The organism is Marinobacter algicola DG893 (assembly GCF_000170835.1).
In the GTDB taxonomy this organism is placed as follows: domain Bacteria; phylum Pseudomonadota; class Gammaproteobacteria; order Pseudomonadales; family Oleiphilaceae; genus Marinobacter; species Marinobacter algicola.
In genome coordinates this window covers 31302-56103 of the sequence record NZ_ABCP01000016.1, presented here as the reverse complement: position 1 = coordinate 56103, position 24802 = coordinate 31302, and the positions used below count along the sequence as shown (strand labels likewise).

The window sequence follows — 24802 nt, the reverse complement described above, 5'->3', positions numbered from 1 at the left end:
GGCCATGTGCCACCGGCCTTTTTCTGTTGTATATGCTATAGACTCTGAACGCCGATTCAGTGGTGCTGTCAGAATCTATAACCTACAGCGAGAGTCTTGTTCAAGACGGCGCAGTAAGCCGAGCAATTCGGCCCCGAAGCATGAAAATGGTTGCTTCTTGATACCAGGTATCAGGTCTAAAGCTGGGGAATGCAGATGACTTACTCCTATACTGAGAAAAAGCGGATTCGCAAAGATTTTAGTAAATTGCCGTCCGTGATGGATGTTCCCTATTTGCTGTCTATACAGCTGGATTCGTTCCGGGACTTCCTCCAAAGTGAAGCCGCGCCCGAAAATCGTCGGGAAACCGGTCTCCACGCAGCATTCAAATCCGTATTCCCGATTGTCAGTTATTCTGGCAACGCCGCACTCGAATACGTGAGTTACCGCATCGGCGAGCCGGTATTTGACGTCAAGGAATGCCAGCTTAGGGGCGTCACCTACGCAGCACCGCTGCGGGTGAAAGTAAGACTTATCATTTACGATAAGGAATCGTCCAACAAGGCGATCAAGGATATTAAAGAGCAGGAAGTCTACATGGGCGAAATGCCCCTGATGACCGAGAACGGTACCTTCGTTATCAACGGTACCGAGCGTGTTATCGTTTCCCAGCTCCACCGCTCACCCGGTGTGTTCTTCGATCATGACAAAGGTAAGACCCACTCGTCAGGTAAGCTGTTGTATTCGGCGCGGGTGATTCCTTACCGTGGTTCCTGGCTGGACTTCGAGTTCGATGCCAAGGACTCGGTCTTTGTTCGTATTGACCGTCGTCGCAAGCTGCCCGCGTCTATCCTCCTGCGTGCCCTGGGTTACAACTCAGAGCAGATGCTGGAGATGTTCTTTGATACCAGTAAGTTCAGTATCGGTCCTGAAGTGTGCAAGCTCGAGCTGGTTCCAAGCCGCCTGCGCGGTGACATAGCCACGTTCGATATCAAGGACAAAAAGGGCTCTGTCATCGTAGAAGAGGGTCGCCGGATCACCGCTCGTCATATCAAGCAGCTTGAAAAAGCGGGCCTGACCGAGCTGGAAGTACCGACGGAATACCTTCACGGCCGTGTACTCTCGAAAGACATGGTGGACACCAAGTCCGGAGAGGTTCTGGTTGAGTGCAATACCGAGCTGACCGAAGAAGTTGTTACCAAGATTCTTGATGCTGGCGTCACAGAAATTGAAACTCTGTACACCAACGATCTGGATTGTGGTCCGTTCATGTCGGACACGCTACGCATCGACCCAACCCGCACGCCCCTCGAGGCGTTGGTTGAGATCTATCGCATGATGCGCCCGGGCGAGCCGCCGACCAAAGAGTCGGCCGAGAACCTGTTCAACAACCTGTTCTTCTCTGAAGAGCGGTATGACCTGTCCTCCGTTGGCCGCATGAAGCTGAACCGTCGCCTGCGTCGCGAAGAAAGCACTGGCGAAGGCACGTTGACCCACGACGACATCATCGACGTCCTCAAGACGTTGATCGATATTCGGAACGGTCAGGGCAATGTCGACGATATTGATAACCTGGGCAACCGTCGAGTTCGTTGTGTCGGTGAGATGGCGGAGAACCAGTTCCGCGTTGGCCTGGTGCGTGTTGAGCGTGCCGTACGCGAGCGTTTGAGTCTGGCGGAAAGCGAAGGCCTGATGCCTCAGGACCTGATCAACGCGAAGCCGGTAGCGGCTGCGGTGAAGGAATTCTTCGGCTCCAGCCAGCTGTCCCAGTTCATGGATCAGAACAACCCGCTGTCGGAAGTGACGCACAAGCGCCGTATTTCGGCTCTTGGGCCTGGCGGCCTGACCCGTGAGCGTGCCGGTTTCGAGGTTCGAGATGTGCATCCGACCCATTACGGTCGCGTATGTCCCATCGAGACACCTGAAGGCCCGAACATCGGTCTGATCAACTCGCTGGCCACCTATGCTCGTTCCAACTCCTATGGCTTCCTCGAGAGTCCGTACCGGAAGGTCGTTGAAGGCGAGGTCACCGATGAAGTGGTATATCTCTCGGCTATTGAAGAGAGCAACTACATCATCGCCCAGGCCAGTGCGGCAATGGACGAGAACAAGCGTCTGTCTGATGAGCTGGTAACGGTTCGTCATCAGAACGAGTTCACGGTAACACCGCCGGAAAACGTCAACTTCATGGACGTGTCACCGCGTCAGGTAGTGTCGGTCGCCGCGTCGCTGATTCCGTTCCTGGAGCACGACGACGCCAACCGCGCACTGATGGGTTCCAACATGCAGCGCCAGGCGGTTCCGACGTTGCGTTCGCAGGTGCCCTTGGTAGGTACTGGTGTTGAACGTACCGTGGCCCAGGACTCTGGCGTTTGCGTAACTGCTCGTCGTGGTGGTGTGATCGAGAGCGTCGATGCGGCCCGTATCGTGGTACGTGTTAACGACGACGAGACTGAAGCCGGTGATGCTGGTGTGGATATCTACAACCTCACCAAGTACACCCGTTCGAACCAGAATACCTGTATCAACCAGCGTTCCATTGTTAATCAGGGCGACGAAATTGCCCGTGGTGACGTGCTGGCTGACGGTCCGTCCGTGGATCTGGGTGAGCTGGCCCTGGGGCAGAATATGCGTATCGCGTTCATGCCCTGGAACGGTTACAACTTTGAGGACTCCATCCTCATTTCCGAGAAAGTGGTTCAGGAAGATCGCCTGACCACCATCCACATTCAGGAACTGACTTGTGTGGCTCGGGATACCAAGCTGGGTAGCGAGGAAATCACCGCGGACATCCCGAACGTTGGTGAAAGTGCGCTGTCCAAGCTGGATGAGTCCGGCATCGTGTATATCGGTGCGGAAGTAGGTCCTGGCGATATCCTGGTCGGCAAGGTGACACCGAAAGGTGAAACCCAGTTGACCCCAGAGGAGAAGCTACTAAGGGCGATCTTCGGCGAGAAGGCTTCGGACGTGAAGGACACGTCCTCACGTGTGCCAACTGGCACCCGTGGCACGGTTATCGACGTTCAGGTCTTTACCCGTGACGGCATCGAAAAGGACACGCGTGCCCAGTCCATCGAAAAAGAGCAGCTGGACGAGTATCGCAAGGACCTGAAGGACGAGTACCGCATTGTAGAGGGTGCCACCTTCGAGCGTTTGACCAATGCCCTCAAGGGGCAGGAAGTCATCAGTGGTCCAGGCCTAAAGAAGGGCGCCAAGCTGGACGAGTCGTACCTGGCAGAGCTGCCGCGCGACGACTGGTTCAAGCTGCGGATGAAAGACGAGGCGCTGAACGAGCTGCTCGAGAAGTCCGAGCAGGGCCTTGAAGATCGCAAGAAAGAACACGAAGCGCGCTTTGACGATAAGAAAGGCAAGCTTCAGCAGGGTGATGACCTTGCTCCGGGTGTTCTCAAGATCGTCAAGGTATACCTCGCGATCAAGCGTCGGATTCAGCCGGGCGACAAGATGGCCGGCCGTCACGGTAACAAGGGTGTTATCTCGGCAGTGATGCCGATCGAGGACATGCCTTACGACGAGTATGGCAATACTGTTGATATCGTGCTGAACCCGCTGGGTGTTCCGTCGCGGATGAACGTCGGTCAGGTGCTCGAAACGCATCTGGGCGCCGCTGCAAAAGGGTTGGGTGAGCGCATCAGTCAGATGCTGGACGAGCAGCGTAAGATCGCTGAACTCCGCAATCTGCTGGACGAGATCTACAACCACTCGGACGAGGTCACCAAGGTGGACCTGGATTCGCTGAGTGACAAAGAGATCCTGGCCCTGGCCAACAATCTGCGTACGGGTGTCCCCATGGCAACGCCGGTGTTCGACGGTGCCAAGGAAGCAGAGGTCAAGCGTATGCTTGAACTGGCAGGTCTGAGTACGACTGGCCAGACTGTATTGTATGACGGCCGTACGGGCGATGAATTTGACCGCCCGGTCACGGTTGGCTACATGTACATCCTCAAGCTGAACCACTTGATCGACGACAAGATGCACGCTCGTTCCACCGGTTCGTACAGCCTGGTTACCCAGCAACCGCTGGGTGGTAAGGCGCAGTTCGGTGGTCAGCGCTTCGGTGAGATGGAAGTGTGGGCTCTCGAGGCCTACGGTGCGGCGTATACGCTGCAGGAAATGCTTACCGTGAAGTCTGATGATGTGAATGGTCGGACCAAGATGTACAAGAACATTGTCGATGGCGATCATCGTATGGAGCCGGGTATGCCCGAGTCCTTCAATGTTCTGGTCAAGGAAATCCGCTCGCTGGGTATCGACATCGAGCTGGAATCCGACTGAGCCGAATTGTTTTTGGCAGCGTGAGCGGGTACCGGTCGGTACCCGCCCGAGAATAACGCCATCCGGAGCTGTTACTGATGAAAGATTTGCTGAATCTTCTCAAAAACCAGAACCAGAAGCAGGAATTTGACGCCATCCGTATTGGCCTGGCGTCGCCTGACATGATCCGTTCATGGTCTTTTGGTGAGGTCAAAAAGCCTGAGACCATCAACTACCGTACGTTCAAGCCTGAGCGTGACGGTCTTTTCTGTGCCAAGATTTTCGGCCCGATCAAAGATTACGAGTGCCTGTGCGGCAAGTACAAGCGGCTCAAGCACCGTGGTGTCATCTGCGAGAAGTGCGGTGTTGAAGTGGCACTCGCCAGTGTGCGCCGTGAACGCATGGGTCACATCGAGCTCGCCAGCCCGGTTGCCCACATCTGGTTCCTGAAATCATTGCCATCCCGCATCGGCCTGATGCTGGACATGACTCTGCGCGATATCGAGCGGGTCCTGTATTTTGAGTCGTTCATCGTGATCGAACCGGGCATGACGACGCTTGAGCGCGGTCAGCTGCTGAACGACGAGCAGTATTACGAAGCCCTTGAGGAGTTCGGTGACGAATTCGATGCCCGCATGGGTGCCGAAGCCGTCCAGGAGCTGCTCGAAGGTATTGATCTGCAGGCCGAAGTTGAGGCGCTGCGGGAAGAGATTCCCCAGACCAACTCGGAGACCAAGATCAAGAAGTTCAGCAAGCGCCTGAAGATTCTCGAGGCGTTCCTGTATTCCGGCAACAAGCCGGGCGATATGGTCATGACTGTCCTGCCGGTTCTGCCGCCGGATCTTCGTCCGCTGGTACCACTGGATGGTGGCCGTTTTGCCACGTCTGACCTGAACGACCTGTATCGCCGGGTGATCAACCGTAACAACCGTCTCAAGCGCCTGTTGGAGCTCAATGCGCCCGACATCATCGTGCGCAACGAGAAACGGATGCTACAGGAAGCGGTAGATGCGTTGTTGGATAACGGCCGTCGCGGTCGCGCCATCACTGGCACCAACAAGCGCCCGCTGAAGTCCTTGGCCGATATGATCAAGGGTAAGCAGGGTCGTTTCCGTCAGAACCTGCTCGGTAAGCGTGTGGACTACTCCGGTCGTTCCGTGATCGTGGTTGGTCCCTATCTGCGCCTGCACCAGTGCGGTCTACCGAAGAAGATGGCGTTGGAGCTGTTCAAGCCGTTCATCTTCTCGAAGCTTGAGCACCGTGGCCTGGCGACCACCATCAAAGCCGCCAAGAAGATGGTCGAGCGCGAGGAAGGCGTGGTTTGGGATATCCTGGACGAGGTTATCCGTGAGCACCCGATCATGCTGAACCGGGCGCCGACTCTGCACCGTCTGGGCATTCAGGCGTTCGAGCCGGTATTGATCGAAGGCAAGGCCATTCAGCTGCATCCGCTGGTGTGTGCGGCCTACAACGCTGACTTCGACGGTGACCAGATGGCGGTACACGTGCCGCTGACCCTGGAAGCCCAGCTCGAAGCCCGTGCGTTGATGATGTCCACCAATAACGTGCTGTCGCCGGCCAACGGCGAGCCGATTATCGTACCGTCCCAGGACGTGGTGCTGGGCCTTTACTACATGACCCGTGAGCGCAAGAGTGCTGTCGGTGAAGGCATGGTGTTTGCTGATGTCAAAGAGGCACATCGTGCCTATGGTGCTGGCAAGGTTGATCTCCAGGCAATCGTCAAGGTCCGGGTAAAGGAAGTCACGATTCAGGAGGACGGCGAGCGTACCGAAGAGTACAAGATCGTCGACACCACGGTCGGTCGTGCCCTGTTGTTCGATATCGTTCCTGACGGCCTGTCTTATGACCTGGTCAACAAGCCGATGGTCAAGAAGTCGATCTCGAACCTGATCAACACCTGTTACCGTGATGCCGGCCTCAAGGATACCGTTATCTTTGCCGACCAGCTCATGTACATGGGCTACCACTATGCGACGGTTTCCGGTATCTCGATCGGCTTCAACGACTTCGAGATTCCTCCTGAGAAATACGAACTGGTGGATGCCGCCTCCGAGGAAGTCAAGGATATCGAAACCCAGTACGCGTCCGGTCTGCTGACCCAGGGTGAGAAGTACAACAAGGTTATCGATATCTGGTCCCGTGCCAACGACAAAGTGTCGAAGGCGATGATGGATCGGCTTTCGAAAGAGCAGGTTATCGGGCCAGACGGTAAACCGGTCAAGGGTGAGGACGGCGAAGACCTGATGCAGGAGTCGTTCAACTCGGTTTATATGATGGCCGATTCCGGTGCCCGGGGTTCCGCGGCTCAGATTCGCCAGCTGGCAGGTATGCGTGGCCTGATGGCGAAGCCGGACGGCTCTATCATCGAGACGCCGATCACCGCGAACTTCCGTGAGGGTCTGAACGTACTCCAGTACTTCATATCCACCCACGGTGCCCGTAAGGGTCTGGCGGATACGGCACTGAAGACTGCGAACTCGGGTTACCTGACTCGCCGTCTGGTAGACGTCTCTCAGGATCTGGTCGTTACCGAAACCGATTGTGGTACCGAAGAAGGCTTGCTGATGACGCCGCACATCGAGGGTGGCGACGTTGTTGTACCGCTGGGTGATCGTGTGCTTGGTCGTGTTACGGCCCGTGCAGCCTTTACGCCAACGGACAAGGACAATGCCGTTGTCGAAGCCGGCGTCCTGCTGGACGAGAAAGCGGTTGAATCTCTTGAGCGTGCCGGTGTGGACGAAGTCTGGGTTCGCTCTGCGATCACCTGTGAAACTCGCCACGGTATCTGTTCCAAGTGTTACGGCCGTGACCTGGCCCGTGGCCATGAAGTCAATGTGGGCGAGGCTGTCGGTGTTATCGCCGCACAGTCCATCGGTGAGCCGGGTACCCAGCTGACCATGCGTACGTTCCACATCGGTGGTGCTGCAAGTCGGGCGTCCGCAGTCGACAACATTCAGGTCAAGCACGGCGGCACAGTTCGTCTGCACAACCTGAAATCGATCGAGAAGAGCGACGGCACCCTGGTTGTGGTATCCCGTTCCTCAGCGCTGGCCATTGCCGATGAGCAGGGGCGTGAGCGTGAGTGGTACAAGCTGCCCTATGGTGCGGTGCTGTCGGTCAAACACGGCGATACCGTGGAAGCCGGCGTTGCTGTGGCCAAGTGGGATCCGCATACGCACCCCATCATCGCCGAAGCGGAAGGTACCGCCAAGTTTGTCAACATGGATCAGGGCATTACCGTCCGGACTCAGACTGATGAACTGACGGGTCTGTCCACGATGGAGGTTATCGACCCGAAAGAGCGTCCGGCCGCTGGTAAGGACATTCGTCCTGCCATTCAGCTGATCGACGACAAGGGTAACGATGTCGAGTTGCCCGGTGGTGGTACCGCGATCTTCTTCCTGCCAGCCAACGCGCTGGTGACCATGGCCAATGGCGCCAAGATCGAGCTGGGTGACGTGGTTGCCCGTATTCCGCAGGAAAGCTCGAAGACCCGGGACATCACCGGTGGTCTTCCGCGTGTTGCCGACCTGTTCGAGGCCCGTCGTCCGAAAGAGTCGTCCATCCTGGCTGAAGTCAGTGGTGTGGTGTCGTTCGGTAAAGAGACCAAGGGCAAGAAACGCCTGGTGATCACGCCGAAGGATGCGGATCCGTATGAGGTTCTGATTCCCAAGCATCGCCAGATGAACGTGTTTGAAGGTGAAACGGTTGAGAAGGGTGAGGTTATCTCTGATGGCCCGTCCAACCCTCACGATATCCTTCGCCTTCTGGGTGTGGTTGCGTTGGCCAAGTACATCACCAACGAAATCCAGGACGTTTACCGTCTGCAGGGTGTTGTCATCAACGATAAGCATATCGAGGTTATCGTTCGGCAGATGCTGCGTAAGGTAGAGATCACGGATGCTGGCGATACCAGTCTGCTGGCTGGCGATCAGGTGGAAATCACCCAGTTCATGGAAGAGAACGAAAAAGCGGAAGCGGCGGACAAGGAAGCGGCACGTTGCGAGCGCTTGTTGCTGGGTATCACCAAGGCATCTCTGGCGACAGAGTCGTTCATTTCAGCGGCATCGTTCCAGGAAACCACGCGGGTTCTCACCGAGGGCGCAGTCACTGGAAAACGGGATTACCTCCGCGGCTTGAAGGAAAACGTCGTTGTTGGTCGCCTGATTCCGGCGGGTACCGGTCTGGCGTATCACGCCGAGCGTCGCCGCAAGCGTGACCTTGAAGAGCAGGGCGTCACGGCAGCGGATGTCGAAGAAGCTCTGAGTGCCGAGCTCAACCGCGAAAGCTGAGTTGACCGGTAACATCACCCGCCGGTAGTTACTTACCTGACGGGTGGTTAAAAAGAGATCAGTCATCTTGACTGTTCAAGGGCGCAGGCTTAAACTTGCGACCCTCAAATTTTACCCCCGCCTGTCGGGGGTAAGTTTCATTGATACGGTTTTTTGGAGTTTGCTTACATGGCAACGATTAATCAGTTGGTGCGTAAGCCTCGTAAACGCAAAGCGGCCAAGAGCGACGTTCCTGCTCTGCAGGCTTGCCCGCAGCGCCGTGGTGTTTGTACTCGTGTGTACACCACAACGCCGAAGAAGCCGAACTCAGCACTGCGTAAAGTGTGCCGTGTTCGTCTGACTAACGGCTACGAGGTTTCCTCATACATCGGTGGTGAAGGTCACAACCTTCAGGAGCACAGTGTTGTGCTGATCCGTGGCGGTCGAGTAAAAGACCTTCCGGGTGTGCGCTATCACACTGTTCGCGGAACACTGGACACCCAGGGTGTGCAGAACCGTAAACAGGGCCGCTCCAAGTACGGTGCAAAACGACCCAAGTCCTGATGTCCCACACGGGTGTCTTTTATCGTTGCTACGTAGAACGGTAAGAGTAAGGCTGAGTAGCAGATGCTATCTCAGGGGTTCCTGAAGACCTTTTAATAGATAAGGGCTTATCGATGCCTAGAAGAAGAGTTGCAGCAAAACGGGAAATTATCCCGGATCCCAAATTCGGCAGTGCACGGCTGGCCAAGTTCATCAACCATGTGATGGAAAGTGGCAAGAAAGCTGTTGCTGAGCGCATTGTTTATGGCGCGCTCGATATTGTTGCCGACAAGTCCAAGGAAGAGCCGATCGACATGTTCGAGAAGGCCCTGGAGAACATCCAGCCGATGGTTGAAGTTAAATCCCGTCGTGTGGGTGGTGCTACCTACCAGGTGCCTGTCGAAGTACGGCCTTCCCGTCAGAACGCGCTGGCCATGCGCTGGCTCGTTGAATATTCACGGAAGCGTGGTGAAAAGTCCATGGCGCAGCGTCTGGCAGGTGAAATCCTGGATGCCGCTGATAGCAAGGGCTCCGCTGTTAAGAAGCGCGAAGACGTTCATCGCATGGCAGAAGCCAACAAGGCGTTCTCTCACTTCCGTTTCTAATCAGCCGAGGTTCATACAGTGGCACGCAAGACTCCGATCAAGAGATACAGAAACATTGGTATTTGTGCGCACGTTGATGCGGGCAAGACCACAACCACCGAGCGGGTTCTGTTCTATACAGGCATTTCCCACAAAATCGGTGAGGTTCATGATGGCGCGGCAACCATGGACTGGATGGAGCAGGAGCAGGAGCGTGGTATTACCATCACGTCTGCTGCAACTACCTGTTTCTGGCAGGGCATGGATAAACAGTATCCCGAGCACCGCATCAACATCATCGACACCCCGGGGCACGTTGACTTTACCATCGAGGTAGAGCGGTCCCTGCGTGTGCTCGACGGTGCGGTTGTTGTGTTCTGTGGCTCCTCTGGTGTTGAGCCGCAGTCTGAGACTGTTTGGCGTCAGGCCAACAAGTACGAAGTTCCCCGCATGGTGTTCGTCAACAAGATGGACCGTGCCGGCGCCAACTTCCTGCGCGTTGTTGATCAGATCAAGAACCGTCTGGGCGCGACTGCCGTTCCCATTCAGCTGCCGATCGGCGCTGAAGACGAGTTCGCTGGCCTGGTTGACCTGATTCGTAACAAGGCTATTTACTGGAACGAAGACGATGCCGGTGCTACCTATGACCAGCGCGACGTTCCTGCCGAAATGGCTGATGAAGTGGCCAAGTACCGCGAAGAGATGATGGAAGCGGCTGCGGAAGCTAACGAAGAGTTGATGGAGCGCTACCTTGAAGAAGGCGAGCTGAGCATCGAGGACATTAAGAAAGGTTTGCGTATCCGTACGCTTGCCAACGAGATCGTTGTCGCAACATGCGGTTCTGCCTTTAAGAACAAAGGTGTTCAGGCGGTACTGGATTCGGTTATCGAATTCCTGCCTGCTCCGGACGAAGTCAAGGCTATTCGTGGTGAGGTTGATGAGGACGGCACCGAAGAAACCCGTCAGGCGGACGACGATGCTCCGTTCTCGGCGCTGGCTTTCAAGATTGCCACCGACCCGTTCGTGGGTACGCTGACCTTCTTCCGGGTTTACTCCGGTAAGCTGGAATCCGGTAATGCGGTATACAACTCCGTAAAGAGCAAAAAAGAGCGCGTCGGCCGTATGGTTCAGATGCACTCCAAAGAGCGTCAGGAGATCAAAGAAGTTCTCGCCGGTGATATTGCTGCGGCAATCGGCCTCAAGAGTGTCACTACCGGTGATACCTTGTGTGACGAGAATCACAAGATCATCCTTGAGCGTATGGAGTTCCCGGAGCCGGTTATTTCTGTAGCCGTCGAGCCGAAGTCCAAGGCTGACCAGGAGAAAATGGGTGTTGCCCTGGGTAAGCTGGCGCAGGAAGATCCTTCATTCCGTGTTCGCACTGATGAGGAGTCTGGCCAGACCATTATCTCTGGTATGGGTGAGCTTCACCTGGACATCATCGTTGACCGCATGCGTCGCGAGTTCAAGGTGGAAGCGAACATTGGTAAGCCGCAGGTGGCTTATCGTGAATGCATCCGCAAGAACGTGGATGTTGAAGGTAAGTTTGTGCGTCAGTCCGGCGGCCGTGGTCAGTACGGTCACGTCAAGCTCAAGCTTGAACCGCTGCCTCTTGATGAGGAAGATGGCGAGAACTTTATCTTCGTGAATGAAATCGTTGGTGGTGTGGTTCCCAAGGAATACATCCCCGCCGTTCAGCAAGGTATTGAAGAGCAGATGCAGAACGGCTGTCTGGCCGGTTACCCGCTGCTGCGGATCAAGGCCACGCTGTACGATGGTTCCTACCATGATGTGGATTCCAACGAAATGGCGTTCAAGGTCGCAGGTTCCATGGCCATGAAGAAAGGCGCACTGGAAGCCAATCCGGCACTTCTCGAGCCTCTGATGAGGGTTGAGGTTGTCACTCCTGAAGATTATATGGGTGACGTTGTTGGTGACCTGAACCGCCGCCGTGGTCTGGTACAGGGTATGGAAGACGGCCCATCGGGCAAAACAATCCGTGCCGAGGTTCCGTTGTCGGAGATGTTCGGTTACGCCACCGACCTGCGTTCTGCAACGCAGGGTCGGGCGTCTTATGCGATGGAGTTCTCCCGCTATATGGAAGCTCCCTCGAACATTGCCGAAGCGATCATTAAAAAGGGTTGATCCCCAGGACTTAAGAAACAGGAAGAGGTGTAACCGTGTCTAAAGCAAAATTTGAGCGTAATAAGCCGCACGTAAACGTGGGTACCATTGGTCACGTAGACCATGGCAAGACCACGCTGACAGCCGCGCTGACTCGTGTGTGTCACGAAGTGTGGGGTACTGGTAGTGCAAGCGCATTCGACCAGATCGATAACGCACCGGAAGAGAAGGCGCGTGGTATCACCATCGCGACGTCTCACGTTGAGTACGATTCACCGGCGCGCCACTATGCGCACGTTGACTGCCCGGGCCACGCTGACTATGTGAAGAACATGATCACGGGTGCGGCGCAGATGGACGGCGCGATCCTGGTTTGCTCCGCAGCTGACGGCCCCATGCCGCAGACTCGTGAGCACATCCTGCTGTCCCGCCAGGTTGGTGTTCCTTTCATCGTTGTGTTCCTGAACAAGGCGGACATGGTGGATGACGAGGAACTGCTGGAGCTGGTCGAGATGGAAGTTCGCGAGCTGCTGAGCCAGTACGACTTCCCGGGCGACGACACGCCGATCGTTACCGGTTCCGCGCTGATGGCGCTGGAAGGTAAGGATGACAACGAAATGGGTACTACCGCTGTTAAGAAGCTGGTAGAGGCCCTGGACGAATACATCCCGGATCCGGAGCGTGCGATTGATCAGCCGTTCCTGATGCCGATCGAGGACGTGTTCTCCATCTCTGGTCGCGGTACGGTTGTAACCGGTCGTGTAGAGCGCGGCATCATCAAGGTTGGTGACGAAGTGGAAATCGTTGGTATCAAAGATACCGTTAAGACGGTTTGTACCGGTGTTGAGATGTTCCGCAAGCTGCTGGACGAAGGCCGTGCCGGTGAGAACGTTGGTGTTCTGCTGCGTGGTACCAAGCGTGACGACGTTGAGCGTGGTCAGGTTCTGTGTGTACCGGGCTCCATCAAGCCGCACACCAAGTTCGAGTGCGAAGTGTACGTACTGAGCAAAGAAGAAGGTGGTCGTCATACCCCGTTCTTTAAGGGTTACCGTCCGCAGTTTTACTTCCGTACCACCGACGTCACAGGTTCCTGTGAGCTGCCGGAAGGTGTGGAAATGGTTATGCCGGGTGACAACGTGAAGATGAGTGTTACCCTGATTGCTCCGATCGCCATGGAAGATGGCCTGCGCTTCGCGATTCGTGAAGGCGGCCGTACCGTTGGTGCCGGCGTAGTCTCAAAGATCATCGAATAAATCATTCGAGTGATCTGAGGAAAAAAGGGGCTGAAGGTCAGCCCCTTTTTCTGTTTCAGCCGCACAATCTGGCCCAGTTGAGTCGCTGCTGATCGCAGTTGACACTGCTGGGTATTATGCATACAATGCGGCTCCTTTTTTTGAAGGTCGGCTAACTAGTAGCTGCTACGAGTGGAGTTTGGTGCATCATGCAAAGCCAAAAAATTCGAATCCGGTTGAAGGCGTTTGATTATCGCCTGATCGACCAGTCAACGCAGGAGATTGTCGATACCGCGAAGCGGACCGGCGCTCAAGTGCGTGGGCCAATCCCTCTGCCGACGCGGAAGGAAAAGTACACCGTTCTGATTTCACCGCACGTCAATAAAGACGCGCGTGATCAGTACGAGATTCGTACACACAAGCGTTTGCTGGACATCGTCGAACCGACGGAAAAGACAGTAGATGCTTTGATGAAGCTGGATCTGGCAGCAGGTGTAGACGTTCAGATCAGCCTCGGCTAACCGCGCGGTTAGTCTGTGTAACTGTCATAAGGCCATAGAGGGTGAGAGCCCCGTACACTTAAGAGGTGAAACATGGCAATTGGAATTGTCGGTCGCAAGGCCGGTATGACCCGTATTTTTACGGAAGACGGGCAAGCAGTGTCCGTAACGGTAATTGAGGTTGAGCCCAACCGCATTACCCAGTTGAAAACTCTTGAAAGCGATGGCTATCGCGCGGTTCAGGTAACCGTTGGTAAGCGTCGTTCCTCTCGTGTGACTAAAAGCGAAGCGGGCCATTACGCCAAAGCCGGAGTCGAGGCTGGTCGTGGTCTGTGGGAATTCCGTCTCGCCGATGGCGAAGGCGAAGAGCTGGCTGCAGGCGGAGAAATTACCGCTTCCATCTTTGAAGATGGTCAGGTCGTTGATGCTGTTGGTCAGTCCAAAGGTAAAGGTTTCCAGGGCGGCGTAAAGCGCTGGAACTTCTCCATGCAGGACGCCACACACGGTAACTCCCTTTCTCATCGTGCTCCGGGTTCCATTGGTCAGAACCAGACTCCGGGCAAGGTATTCAAGGGCAAAAAGATGGCGGGCCAGATGGGCAATGCGCAGGTGACCGTGCAGAACCTGCAAGTCGTCCGTGTCGACGCCGAGCGCAACCTTCTGCTGATTCGTGGTGCCGTTCCGGGCGCGACCGGCGGAAATGTTGTCATCAAGCCTGCAGTTAAAGCCTGAGGAGCGGTGCGATGGAATTGACTATTACAGGTAGCGGTAAGGGAATCTCGGTTTCCGACGCTGCATTCGCCAAAGATTTTAATGAGTCACTGGTTCACCAGGTTGTCACCGCGTATATGTCCGGTGCACGCCAGGGTACCCGTGCTCAGAAAACACGTTCGGAAGTCGCTGGTGGCGGTAAGAAGCCCTGGCGTCAGAAGGGTACGGGTCGTGCCCGTGCCGGTACCATCCGCAGTCCGCTGTGGCGGTCCGGTGGTGTTACCTTCGCTGCCAAGCCTCAAAGTTTTGAGCAGAAGGTAAACCGCAAAATGTACCGCGCAGCGATGCGCTCCATTTTTTCCGAGCTGGTCCGTCAGGAGCGCCTGGTTGTGGTCGACGACATGAATGTCGAAACCCCCAAGACCAAGGCCTTCACTGCCAAGCTGAGCGATATCGGTGTCAGTAACGCGCTGATTCTGTCCGACAACGTCGAGCAGAACCTGCACCTGGCCTCGCGCAATATCCCGCACGTTGATGTGCGTGATGTCGCCGGCCTTGACCCGGTTAGCCTTGTCGCCTTCGACAAAGTGGTTGTGACTGTTCCCGCTCTGAAGAAAATCGAGGAGATGCTGGGATGAATCAGGAACGTATTTACAAGGTTCTTCTTGGGCCTCACGTATCAGAGAAAGCCTCTCTGGTCGCGGAAAGTGGTCAGGTGGTATTCCGTGTAGCCCCTGACGCAACCAAGCCCGAGATCAAGAAAGCCGTTGAGCAGCTGTTCAACGTCACCGTCGAAGGTGTTCAGGTTCTGAACCGTAAGGGTAAGCTCAAGCGTACCGTTCGCGGCTTCGGCAAGCGTGCTGACATTCGTAAGGCTTACGTTAAGCTTGCGGACGGTCAGGACATTGATTTTCTGGATGTGGAATAAGGTAAAGGGGTCGTAAAATGCCGATCGTCAAAACCAAGCCAACATCTGCCGGCCGCCGTCACGTTGTTAAGCTCTTTAACCCTGATCTTCACAAGGGGCGCCCTTACGAGCCGTTGGTAGAAACTCTAAGTAAATCGGGTGGTCGTAACCATTTTGGTCGCATCACTACCCGTCACATTGGTGGTGGACATAAAAAACACTACCGTGTCATTGACTTTAAGCGGACCAAAGATGGTATCCCGGCGACTATCGAGCGCCTGGAGTACGATCCTAACCGCTCTGCGCACATTGCGCTGATCAAGTACGCCGATGGCGAGCGTCGCTACATTATCGCTCCCAAAGGTATGCAGATTGGTGACCCTGTGCGCTCCGGCATCGACGCGCCGATTAAAGTAGGAAGCACACTTCCGCTCCGGAATATTCCGGTCGGTTCTGTGATTCACTGCGTCGAAATCAAGCCTGGCAAAGGTGCTCAGCTGGCTCGCTCTGCGGGCGCATCCGTACAGCTGGTTGCTCGGGAAGGGGCGTATGCCACCATCCGCCTGCGCTCAGGTGAAATGCGTAAGGTGCTTGTTGACTGTCGCGCAACGTTGGGCGAAGTGTCCAACAGCGAACACAGCCTCAAGCAGCTTGGTAAAGCGGGTGCATCACGTTGGCGCGGTAAACGTCCAACAGTACGTGGTGTTGCTATGAACCCAGTTGACCACCCACATGGTGGTGGTGAAGGGCGTACCTCTGGCGGGCGTCACCCGGTTACTCCGTGGGGTGTTCCGACCAAAGGGCATAAGACTCGTAAGAACAAACGTACTGATAAGATGATAGTACGTCGTCGTTCAGCCAAGTAAACGACTACATAGAGGTAAATGCTGTGCCACGTTCTTTGAAGAAAGGTCCTTTTATAGACCTGCATCTGTTGAAGAAGGTCGAGGCAGCTCTGGAAGCTAACGACAAGCGGCCGATCAAAACCTGGTCCCGCCGGTCGACAGTGTTTCCGGAGATGGTAGGCCTGACCATTGCAGTCCACAACGGCAAGCAGCACGTGCCGGTTTATGTCACCGAAGATATGGTCGGGCATAAGCTGGGTGAGTTCGCGGCGACGCGTACTTATCGTGGTCATGCGGCCGACAAGAAAGCTAAACGCTGATTGTGAGGTAATAGAAATGGAAGTAGCAGCCAAGTACAAGGGCGCTCGCCTCTCAGCTCAGAAAGCGCGTCTTGTCGCTGACCAAGTACGCGGCAAGGCTGTTGAGGACGCCCTGAACATTCTGACTTTCAGCCCTAAGAAGGCGGCGGTCATTCTCAAGAAAGCGCTTGAGTCTGCCATCGCCAACGCTGAGCACAACGAAGGTCTGGACGTAGATGATTTGCGGGTTTCCACCGTTATGGTGGATGAGGGTCCGACGCTCAAGCGAATCAAAGCTCGAGCCAAGGGGCGCGCTGACCGGATTTTCAAGCGCACCTGTCATATCACCGTCAAGGTCGCCGACAAGTAGGAGATGCTCAGATGGGTCATAAAGTAAATCCAACCGGCATGCGCCTGGGTGTGATCAAAGAGCACAACTCAGTGTGGTATGCCGAAAAGGCGGAATACGCGAACAACCTGTTGAACGATATTCAGGTTCGCGAATTCCTGGACAAGCGTCTGGTAAAGGCGTCTGTCAGCAAGATTGTGATCGAGCGCCCTGCTCAGAACGCCCGTATCACGATCCATACAGCCCGTCCCGGTATTGTTATCGGTAAGAAGGGTGAAGATGTTGACCGTCTGCGTCGCGAAGTCAGCGACATGATGGGTGTGCCCGTGCACATCAACATCGAAGAAGTCCGCAAGCCGGACCTGGATGCCCGCTTGGTCGCGCAGAACGTTGCCGGCCAGCTGGAGCGTCGTGTGATGTTCCGTCGCGCTATGAAGCGTGCGGTACAGAACGCTATGCGCCAGGGCGCGAAAGGCATCAAGATCCAGGTAGGCGGTCGTCTCGGGGGTGCTGAAATTGCCCGTTCCGAGTGGTATCGCGAAGGTCGTGTACCGCTGCACACACTGCGTGCAGACATTGATTACTCGACCTACGAAGCGAAAACCACTTACGGCATTATCGGCGTCAAGGTATGGATCTTCAAAGGTGAGATTCTTGGTGGTATGGAGCAGGTCCGTGCTGACAAGAAAGCCTCTGGGAAGAAAGGTTCTAAGTAAAGGGGCACTCAAATGCTGCAACCAAAACGCACCAAATTTCGCAAGGTAATGAAAGGCCGTAACACCGGTCTTGCGCACCGTGCTAACAAGGTGAGCTTCGGTGAATACGGATTGAAGGCGACAAGCCGTGGACGTATAACTGCGCGCCAGATTGAAGCAGCGCGTCGTACCATGACTCGCCGCATCAAGCGGGGCGGTAAGATCTGGATCCGGATTTTCCCGGACAAACCGATCTCCAGCAAGCCGCTCGAAGTACGAATGGGTAAAGGTAAGGGTTCTGTCGAGTACTGGGTGGCTGAAATTCAGCCAGGCCGGATGCTGTATGAGATGGAAGGTGTTTCCGAGGAAATCGCTCGTGACGCGTTCACTCTTGCTGCGGCCAAGCTGCCCGTACAGACCACCTTTGTAACGAGGACGGTGATGTGATGAAAGCAACAGAGCTGCGTGACAAGTCAGTCGAGGAGCTGAACAAAGAGCTGATCGACCTCCTGAAGGAGCAGTTCAACCTGCGCATGCGTAAGGCGACAGGTCAGCTGAATCAGTCTCATCTTCTTCCGAAGGTGAAGCGTGACATTGCTCGCGTGAAAACAGTTATGAATGAAAAGGCAGGACAGTAACATGACTGAAGCTACCCAAACTGCCAGAACCCTGAGCGGCAAGGTCGTGAGCAACAAAATGGAGAAATCCATTGTGGTTCTGGTTGAGCGCCAGGTTAAGCATCCTCTGTACGGTAAGTACATGAAGCGTTCATCCAAAATTCATGCTCACGACGAGAGCAATCAGTGCAACATCGGTGACACCGTTACAATCCAGGAAACCCGCCCGGTCTCCAAGACCAAAAGCTGGGCTCTGGTGGAAGTCACCGAACGCGCATCGAAGGTGTAACTCGCCCGGACGGTGAGTCTTGTCGTAACGGCAAAGTGGTTTCTGCTGGAGAATAACCATGATTCAGACTCAAACAATGCTTGAAGTCGCGGACAACAGCGGTGCACGTCAGGTGATGTGCATCAAGGTCCTGGGCGGTTCACATCGGCGTTATGCCAGCGTTGGGGATATCATCAAGGTAACCGTTAAGGAAGCCATCCCCCGCGGTAAAGTGAAAAAAGGCCAGGTCCTGAAAGCTGTCGTTGTACGTACCCGTAAAGGTGTGCGTCGTCCCGACGGGTCGCTTATTCGTTTCGACGGAAACGCGGCAGTACTTCTGAACAATCAGGACGCACCCATTGGTACCCGTATCTTCGGACCGGTTACCCGTGAACTGCGAAATGAGAAGTTCATGAAAATTATTTCACTGGCACCCGAAGTACTTTAAGGACCAGAGGCCGGTTATGAAAAAGATCAAACGAGATGACGAAGTAATCGTCACTACGGGGAAAGACCAAGGCAAACGTGGTAAAGTCCTGAAGGTTCAGGACGATGGCCGGGTTGTTGTTTCTGGGATCAATATGATCAAGAAGCACACCAAGCCAAACCCGATGCTCGGCACCCCAGGTGGCATCGTCGAAAAAGAAGCACCTATCCAGGCTTCCAACGTGGCTATTTTTAATCCGCAGACCGGCAAAGCCGATCGCGTAGGCTTCCAGATCAAGGAAGACGGCGCCAAAGTGCGGATCTTTAAGTCCACGAAAGAAGTCGTCGATAACCAGTAAGCGGTGGTGGTTACGATGCTTAACATGAAAGAGCAGTACAGTAAGGAAGTGGTACCCGCCCTGCAGAAAGAGTTCAGCTACAAGAACATCATGCAGGTGCCGCGTATCGAAAAGATCACCCTGAATATGGGTGTCGGCGAAGCGGTCGGTGACAAGAAGCTGATTGAAAATGCCGTGGCGGATCTTGAAGCCTTGGCAGGTCAAAAAGCGGTTGTCACTTTGGCACGTAAATCCGTAGCGGGCTTTAAAATCCGTGAAGGTTGGCCGATCGGTTGTAAAGTTACCCTGCGCGGTGAGCGTATGTGGGATTTCTTTGATCGTCTGGTTCACATTGCGGTACCCCGCATTCGTGACTTCCGCGGTCTGAATCCCAAGTCCTTCGATGGTCGCGGTAACTACAGCATGGGTGTGCGTGAGCAGATCATTTTCCCCGAGATCGAGTACGACAGAGTCGACAAGATCCGTGGACTTGATATCACCATTACCACCACTGCCGGTACCGACGATGAAGGTCGCGAACTGTTGAAAGCCTTCGGCTTTCCGTTCAAGAAATAAGGAACGAGTGTAATGGCTAAGGTTTCCATGAAGAACCGCGAGTTCAAGCGCGAAAAAACCGTTGCGAAGTACGCAGCGAAGCGCGCCGAACTCAAGGCGATTATCAAGAACCCGAATACCAGCGATGATGACCGTTGGGATGCACAGATGAAGCTGCAACAGCTTCCTCGTGATGCGTCTCCCTCGCGTCTTCGTAATCGTTGCCAGGTTACAGGTCGTCCCCATGGCGTTCTGCGCAAGTTCAAGCTGTCACGTATCAAGTTGCGTGAAGCTGGCATGCGCGGTGATGTCCCGGGCCTGACCAAAGCAAGCTGGTAAGGCAGGCACTCTGGCCGTAGGTCAGATGCCCGTTGGTAAGCGGTGCGGCGCGCCGCTGCACAACTAAAAAGATCAGGAGTCTCATACCAATGAGTATGCAAGATACGCTTGCGGATATGTTTACCCGTATCCGTAATGCACAGATGGCACAGAAGGCCGATGTGGCTATGCCGTCTTCAAAGATGAAGATCTCCGTAGCCCAGGTCCTTAAGGACGAAGGTTACGTAGCCGATTTTTCCGTCTCAGCTGACGCGAAACCCGAGCTGACCATTAACCTCAAGTACTTCGGTGGTAAGCCGGTTATTGAGGAAATCAAGAGGGTCAGCCGTCCGAGTCTGCGCCAGTACAAGGGCGCTGGGGAGCTGCCGAAGGTATCCGGTGGTCTGGGAGTCGCGATTGTCTCTACGTCCAAGGGCGTAATGACAGACCGCGCTGCACGTGCTGCCGGCGTGGGTGGCGAAGTCATCTGCACCGTATTTTAGGAGATACACATGTCCAGGGTTGCCAATAATCCTGTCGTGCTGCCTTCCGGTGTTGAGGTTAAGCTGAACGGACAGGAAATTAATGTGAAGGGGTCCAAGGGATCGCTTCAATTCACCATCCACCATGTGGTAGAGGTTACGCAGGAAGAAAACGTTCTGCGTTTCGCGCCCCGTGATGGAGCCAAACAGTCCCGCGCTCTTGCTGGTACCACCCGCGCATTGGTCAACAACATGGTGACCGGTGTGTCTGCAGGCTTTGAGCGCAAGCTCGCGCTGACGGGCGTAGGCTACCGTGCCCAGGCGCAAGGTAAGAAGCTCAATCTGACACTGGGTTTTTCACACCCGGTTGAATATGAGCTGCCCGAGGGGATTACCGCTGAAACTCCGTCCAATACGGAAGTTGTGATTCGCGGAATCGACAAGCAACAGGTTGGCCAGGTCGCTGCAGAAGTCCGCGCATTCCGTCCGCCAGAGCCTTACAAAGGCAAGGGTGTGCGTTATGCGGATGAGCAGGTCAGACGCAAAGAAGCCAAGAAGAAATAAGGCGGGACTATGAGCGCGAATAACGAAAGATTGCGTCGCGCACGCAAAGTGCGCATGAAGATCCGTAAGCTGGGTACCAACCGCCTGTGTGTACACCGTACACCCCGGCACATGTACGCCCAGGTTACGACTGCAGACGGCAGCAAGGTGCTGGCGGCTGCCTCCACGTTGGATAAGGACCTGCGCCAGGGTGCAACCGGTAACGTGGACGCTGCCAAAAAGGTCGGTCAGCTGATTGCTGAGCGTGCCAAGGCAGCAGGTGTAGAGCAGGTCGCTTTTGACCGCTCCGGTTACCGTTATCATGGTCGCGTCCAGGCTCTGGCCGACGCAGCCCGTGAAGCTGGCTTGCAATTCTAAGAGGTGGAGAAGATGAGCGTTAACGAACAGAAGGCGCCTGAGCTCCAGGAGAAGCTGGTTCAGGTCAATCGCGTCGCCAAGGTTGTTAAGGGCGGTCGTATTTTTGCCTTCACTGCACTGACTGTAGTGGGTGATGGTAAAGGACGCGTTGGTTTCGGTCGTGGCAAGGCGCGTGAAGTGCCGGTTGCGATCCAGAAAGCAATGGAAGCTGCGCGCAAGAACATGGTCGACATCCCGCTTGACGGAAATACCCTGCAGTACGCGGTTAAAGCGCAGCATGGTGGTTCCAAGGTTTACATGCAGCCTGCATCAGAAGGTACCGGTATCATCGCCGGTGGCGCTATGCGTGCCGTACTGGAAGTAGCGGGTGTGCAGAACGTACTGTCCAAGTGTTACGGGTCCACCAACCCGGTGAACGTGGTACGTTCCACCATCAAGGGTCTCCAGGCTACACAAGCGCCTGAAGATATTGCAGCCAAGCGCGGTAAATCCGTGGAAGAGATTCTGGGTTGAAGTCATGGCGAACGCAAAAACGATCAAAGTAACACTGACCCGCAGCCCCATCGGCTGTCAGCCCAAGCACAAGCTGTGCGTTAAGGGCCTGGGTCTTCGTAAAATCGGTCACACCGTGGAAGTGGAAGATACACCTTCCATCCGCGGGATGATCAACCGGGTTAACTACCTGGTGCAGGTAGAGGAGAACTAAGATGCGTCTGAACGAACTTAGTCCGGAGCCTGGTTCACGTCCTGCCGCCAAGCGCGTGGGTCGCGGTATCGGTAGCGGCCTCGGCAAGACCGGTGGTCGTGGTCACAAGGGTCTTAAGGCCCGTTCCGGCGGCAGTGTTGCGCCTGGTTTCGAAGGCGGTCAGCAGCCGTTGGCCCGTCGTCTGCCGAAATTCGGTTTCACCTCGCGCCAGCAGCGCTATGTGGCTGAAATTCGTCTGAACGAACTGGCGAAAGTTGACGGTGACGTAGCTGATCTTGAGGCCCTGAAGAAGGCTGACATCGTTCGCGAAGAAATTCGTGAAGCGAAGGTTATTCTGTCCGGTGAACTGAGCCGCGCAGTGACTGTCAAGGGTCTGAAGGTGACCAAAGGCGCACGCGAGGCGATCACTGCCGCGGGCGGTAAAGTCGAAGACTAAGGCGAGTCGAGGACTAAATGGCCAAGAACGCATCATTGCCTGCGGGCGCGGGTAAAGGACTGGCAGAGCTGCGATCGCGGCTCTGGTTCGTCTTCCTGGCATTGCTGGTGTACCGGATCGGTGCCCACATCCCGGTGCCGGGTATTAACCCCGACCGTCTGGCGGCACTGTTTGAACAGAACCAGGGCACAATCCTGAGCATGTTCAACATGTTTTCCGGTGGTGCGCTTGAGCGGATGAGTATCTTCGCACTTGGTATCATGCCGTATATTTCAGCCTCTATCATTATGCAGTTGATGACAGCGGTCAGTCCGACGCTGGAGCAGCTGAAGAAAGAGGGTGAAGCTGGTCGTCGCAAGATAAGCCAGTACACGCGGTATGGTACGGTTATCCTGGCCCTGGTTCAGGGCTTTGGTATTTCTGTCGGGCTGGCCTCTCAGGGTGTGACCTTCAACGACAGCTTCAGCTTCCACTTTGTGGCCGTGGTATCCTTTGTCAGTGGTGCCGTGTTCATGATGTGGCTGGGTGAGCAGATCACCGAGCGCGGCGTTGGCAACGGGATTTCCCTGCTGATTTTTGCCGGTATTGTTGCTGGCCTTCCAGGTGCCATAGGGCAGACCCTGGAGCAAGCACGTAACGGTGAGATGAGTCTGTTGGTGGTTCTGGGTATTGGTATCCTGGCGGTTGCTGTCATTGGCTTCGTGGTGTTTATGGAGCGTGGTCAGCGTCGACTGACCATCAATTACGCGAAGCGCCAGCAAGGCCGGCGGGTATTTGCTCAGCAGTCCAGCCATTTGCCTTTAAAAGTGAATATGGCAGGCGTTATTCCGCCGATCTTCGCTTCCTCCATTCTGCTGTTCCCGGCGTCGCTGGGGCAGTGGTTCGGTCAGGGCGAGGGCATGGAATGGCTGAGTGATATTTCCCAGGCATTGGCACCTAGCCAGCCGCTATACATCATTCTGTTCGCAGCAGCAGTCGTTTTCTTCTGCTTCTTCTATACAGCGTTGATGTATAACCCGAAAGAAGTTGCGGATAACCTCAAGCGCTCAGGCGCGTTTATTCCGGGCATTCGTCCGGGCGATCAGACTGCCAAGTATATTGATGGTGTGCTGACCCGCCTGACTCTGTTCGGTGCAATGTACATTGCAGCAGTGTCCCTGTTCCCTCAGTTTCTGATGGTTGCCGGGAATGTACCGTTCTATCTGGGCGGCACGTCTCTGCTGATTGTTGTAGTCGTGGTGATGGATTTCATGGCTCAGGTTCAGTCGCACCTGATGTCTCATCAATATGATTCGTTGATGAAGAAGTCCAATCTCAAGGGCTATGGTCGGAACGGATAATCCCGTTCCCCTTGAAAACTGGAGTCGACAATGAAAGTACGCGCTTCGGTAAAGAAAATTTGCCGTAACTGCAAAGTAATTCGTCGCAATGGCTCGGTACGAGTCATTTGCTCGGAGCCTCGCCACAAGCAGCGTCAGGGTTAATCCATACGGATTCAGCACTGATATTGTAAAGGGTACGATTAATGGCGCTTGACCTCAGGTGGGGTCAGGCGCTATTATTTCGCGCCCTTTTATAGTGGCGGAAAATTCACACAGCAAAGCTTTGAACGCGGAGTAATTTGGATGGCACGTATAGCCGGTGTCAATATACCCGATCACAAACATGCTGTTATCTCACTGACTTACATTTTTGGAGTCGGTAAGACAGCAGCCCAGAAGCTTTGCGATGCAACCGGTGTTAAGCCGGACGTCAAGGTCAAGGACCTGTCCGACGAGCAGCTTGAATCACTTCGTACCGAAGTAGGCAAGCTGGCCGTTGAAGGCGATCTGCGTCGTGAAGTTCAGATGAACATTAAGCGTTTGAAGGATCTCGGTTGCCACCGTGGTCTGCGCCACCGTCATGGGCTTCCTGTCCGTGGCCAGCGCACAAAGACCAACGCCCGCACCCGTAAAGGTCCTCGCAAACCTATTCGTAAGTAACAGGTAGGCAAACATGGCAAAGCCAGGTACACGTACCCGTAAAAAGGTGAAAAAGACGGTTGTTGATGGCGTCGCGCACATTCACGCGTCCTTCAACAACACTATCGTGACCATTTCTGACCGTCAGGGCAACGTATTGTCCTGGGCCACCTCTGGTGGTTCTGGTTTTCGTGGGTCACGCAAGAGTACACCTTTTGCTGCGCAGGTAGCAGCTGAAAGAGCCGGTAATGCGGCTGCTGAATACGGCCTTAAAAACCTGGACGTAGAGGTTAAAGGTCCGGGGCCCGGACGTGAATCTGCGGTTCGTGCGCTGAATGCGTGCGGCTACAAGATCACCAACATCACTGATGTGACGCCGATTCCCCATAACGGTTGTCGTCCGCCCAAAAAGCGCCGCGTCTAACACAGGAGACAGTGAATT

31 protein-coding genes are annotated in these 24802 nt (G+C 55.0%); all 31 read left to right on the top strand.

All coding sequences use genetic code 11. The features are described from left to right. Positions 1 to 195: 195 nt before the first annotated feature. Positions 196 to 4272: a DNA-directed RNA polymerase subunit beta gene (rpoB, locus tag MDG893_RS11800; protein ID WP_007154023.1), complete on the top strand. Its 4077-nt coding sequence runs from the start codon at positions 196 to 198 to the stop codon at positions 4270 to 4272. A gap of 77 nt (positions 4273 to 4349) precedes the next feature. Then, complete coding sequence (gene rpoC / locus MDG893_RS11795) at positions 4350 to 8564, top strand: DNA-directed RNA polymerase subunit beta' (protein WP_007154022.1); 4215 nt, start codon at positions 4350 to 4352, stop codon at positions 8562 to 8564. 168 nt (positions 8565 to 8732) lie between these two features. After that, positions 8733 to 9107, top strand: a complete 375-nt coding sequence (gene rpsL / locus MDG893_RS11790) for a 30S ribosomal protein S12 (RefSeq protein WP_007154021.1) — start codon at positions 8733 to 8735, stop codon at positions 9105 to 9107. A gap of 113 nt (positions 9108 to 9220) precedes the next feature. Further along, entirely contained in the window at positions 9221 to 9691 is a 471-nt protein-coding gene (rpsG, locus tag MDG893_RS11785) for a 30S ribosomal protein S7 (protein WP_007154020.1), read from the top strand. 18 nt (positions 9692 to 9709) lie between these two features. Beyond that, entirely contained in the window at positions 9710 to 11815 is a 2106-nt protein-coding gene (fusA, locus tag MDG893_RS11780) for an elongation factor G (protein ID WP_007154019.1), read from the top strand. 35 nt (positions 11816 to 11850) lie between these two features. Further along, positions 11851 to 13047: an elongation factor Tu gene (gene tuf, locus MDG893_RS11775; protein WP_007154018.1), complete on the top strand. Its 1197-nt coding sequence runs from the start codon at positions 11851 to 11853 to the stop codon at positions 13045 to 13047. Positions 13048 to 13235: 188 nt separating this feature from the next. Continuing rightward, positions 13236 to 13547: a 30S ribosomal protein S10 gene (gene rpsJ / locus MDG893_RS11770; protein WP_004580743.1), complete on the top strand. Its 312-nt coding sequence runs from the start codon at positions 13236 to 13238 to the stop codon at positions 13545 to 13547. Positions 13548 to 13619: 72 nt separating this feature from the next. Continuing rightward, a complete protein-coding gene (gene rplC, locus MDG893_RS11765; RefSeq protein WP_007154017.1) occupies positions 13620 to 14258 on the top strand; it encodes a 50S ribosomal protein L3 in 639 nt (212 codons plus the stop codon). A gap of 11 nt (positions 14259 to 14269) precedes the next feature. Further along, positions 14270 to 14875 carry a 50S ribosomal protein L4 gene (rplD, locus tag MDG893_RS11760; protein ID WP_007154015.1) on the top strand — a complete coding sequence of 202 codons (606 nt, stop codon included), beginning with the start codon at positions 14270 to 14272 and terminating at the stop codon, positions 14873 to 14875. Next, positions 14872 to 15165, top strand: coding sequence for a 50S ribosomal protein L23 (gene rplW / locus MDG893_RS11755; protein WP_007154014.1), 294 nt, complete (start codon positions 14872 to 14874; stop codon positions 15163 to 15165). The genes rplD and rplW overlap by 4 nt, the downstream gene beginning before the upstream one ends. Positions 15166 to 15182: 17 nt before the next feature. Further along, a complete protein-coding gene (gene rplB / locus MDG893_RS11750) occupies positions 15183 to 16010 on the top strand; it encodes a 50S ribosomal protein L2 (RefSeq protein WP_007154012.1) in 828 nt (275 codons plus the stop codon). A 23-nt stretch (positions 16011 to 16033) separates the two neighbouring features. Then, a complete protein-coding gene (rpsS, locus tag MDG893_RS11745; RefSeq protein ID WP_007154011.1) occupies positions 16034 to 16309 on the top strand; it encodes a 30S ribosomal protein S19 in 276 nt (91 codons plus the stop codon). Between the two features lie 16 nt (positions 16310 to 16325). Beyond that, a complete protein-coding gene (gene rplV / locus MDG893_RS11740) occupies positions 16326 to 16658 on the top strand; it encodes a 50S ribosomal protein L22 (RefSeq protein ID WP_007154010.1) in 333 nt (110 codons plus the stop codon). Positions 16659 to 16669: 11 nt separating this feature from the next. After that, complete coding sequence (gene rpsC / locus MDG893_RS11735) at positions 16670 to 17353, top strand: 30S ribosomal protein S3 (RefSeq protein WP_007154009.1); 684 nt, start codon at positions 16670 to 16672, stop codon at positions 17351 to 17353. 12 nt (positions 17354 to 17365) lie between these two features. Then, the gene (rplP, locus tag MDG893_RS11730; RefSeq protein WP_007154008.1) at positions 17366 to 17779 is read left to right on the top strand and encodes a 50S ribosomal protein L16; all 414 of its coding nucleotides are present in this window, start codon (positions 17366 to 17368) and stop codon (positions 17777 to 17779) included. Next, complete coding sequence (gene rpmC, locus MDG893_RS11725; RefSeq protein ID WP_007154007.1) at positions 17779 to 17970, top strand: 50S ribosomal protein L29; 192 nt, start codon at positions 17779 to 17781, stop codon at positions 17968 to 17970. Before rplP ends, rpmC begins: the two co-directional genes overlap by 1 nt. 1 nt (position 17971) lies before the next feature. Then, positions 17972 to 18238, top strand: a complete 267-nt coding sequence (gene rpsQ / locus MDG893_RS11720; RefSeq protein WP_007154006.1) for a 30S ribosomal protein S17 — start codon at positions 17972 to 17974, stop codon at positions 18236 to 18238. A gap of 58 nt (positions 18239 to 18296) precedes the next feature. Beyond that, complete coding sequence (gene rplN, locus MDG893_RS11715) at positions 18297 to 18665, top strand: 50S ribosomal protein L14 (protein ID WP_007154005.1); 369 nt, start codon at positions 18297 to 18299, stop codon at positions 18663 to 18665. A gap of 16 nt (positions 18666 to 18681) precedes the next feature. Then, complete coding sequence (gene rplX / locus MDG893_RS11710; RefSeq protein ID WP_007154004.1) at positions 18682 to 19002, top strand: 50S ribosomal protein L24; 321 nt, start codon at positions 18682 to 18684, stop codon at positions 19000 to 19002. A gap of 15 nt (positions 19003 to 19017) precedes the next feature. Then, a complete protein-coding gene (gene rplE, locus MDG893_RS11705) occupies positions 19018 to 19557 on the top strand; it encodes a 50S ribosomal protein L5 (RefSeq protein ID WP_007154003.1) in 540 nt (179 codons plus the stop codon). 12 nt (positions 19558 to 19569) lie between these two features. Beyond that, positions 19570 to 19875 carry a 30S ribosomal protein S14 gene (gene rpsN / locus MDG893_RS11700; protein ID WP_007154002.1) on the top strand — a complete coding sequence of 102 codons (306 nt, stop codon included), beginning with the start codon at positions 19570 to 19572 and terminating at the stop codon, positions 19873 to 19875. 89 nt (positions 19876 to 19964) lie between these two features. After that, complete coding sequence (rpsH, locus tag MDG893_RS11695; protein WP_007154001.1) at positions 19965 to 20357, top strand: 30S ribosomal protein S8; 393 nt, start codon at positions 19965 to 19967, stop codon at positions 20355 to 20357. A 9-nt stretch (positions 20358 to 20366) separates the two neighbouring features. After that, positions 20367 to 20900, top strand: coding sequence for a 50S ribosomal protein L6 (rplF, locus tag MDG893_RS11690; RefSeq protein WP_007154000.1), 534 nt, complete (start codon positions 20367 to 20369; stop codon positions 20898 to 20900). Positions 20901 to 20909: 9 nt separating this feature from the next. After that, positions 20910 to 21257, top strand: coding sequence for a 50S ribosomal protein L18 (gene rplR / locus MDG893_RS11685; protein ID WP_007153999.1), 348 nt, complete (start codon positions 20910 to 20912; stop codon positions 21255 to 21257). A 12-nt stretch (positions 21258 to 21269) separates the two neighbouring features. Next, on the top strand, positions 21270 to 21770 hold the full coding sequence (rpsE, locus tag MDG893_RS11680) for a 30S ribosomal protein S5 (protein WP_007153998.1): 501 nt from the start codon (positions 21270 to 21272) through the stop codon (positions 21768 to 21770). Positions 21771 to 21774: 4 nt separating this feature from the next. After that, a complete protein-coding gene (gene rpmD, locus MDG893_RS11675) occupies positions 21775 to 21963 on the top strand; it encodes a 50S ribosomal protein L30 (RefSeq protein WP_007153997.1) in 189 nt (62 codons plus the stop codon). Position 21964: 1 nt separating this feature from the next. Continuing rightward, on the top strand, positions 21965 to 22399 hold the full coding sequence (gene rplO / locus MDG893_RS11670; RefSeq protein ID WP_007153996.1) for a 50S ribosomal protein L15: 435 nt from the start codon (positions 21965 to 21967) through the stop codon (positions 22397 to 22399). A 17-nt stretch (positions 22400 to 22416) separates the two neighbouring features. Next, a complete protein-coding gene (secY, locus tag MDG893_RS11665) occupies positions 22417 to 23739 on the top strand; it encodes a preprotein translocase subunit SecY (protein WP_007153995.1) in 1323 nt (440 codons plus the stop codon). A 30-nt stretch (positions 23740 to 23769) separates the two neighbouring features. Continuing rightward, a complete protein-coding gene (rpmJ, locus tag MDG893_RS20735; protein ID WP_008174902.1) occupies positions 23770 to 23883 on the top strand; it encodes a 50S ribosomal protein L36 in 114 nt (37 codons plus the stop codon). 141 nt (positions 23884 to 24024) lie between these two features. Beyond that, a complete protein-coding gene (gene rpsM / locus MDG893_RS11660; protein ID WP_007153993.1) occupies positions 24025 to 24381 on the top strand; it encodes a 30S ribosomal protein S13 in 357 nt (118 codons plus the stop codon). A 13-nt stretch (positions 24382 to 24394) separates the two neighbouring features. After that, positions 24395 to 24784, top strand: a complete 390-nt coding sequence (gene rpsK, locus MDG893_RS11655) for a 30S ribosomal protein S11 (protein ID WP_007153992.1) — start codon at positions 24395 to 24397, stop codon at positions 24782 to 24784. The last annotated feature ends 18 nt before the right edge of the window (positions 24785 to 24802 follow it).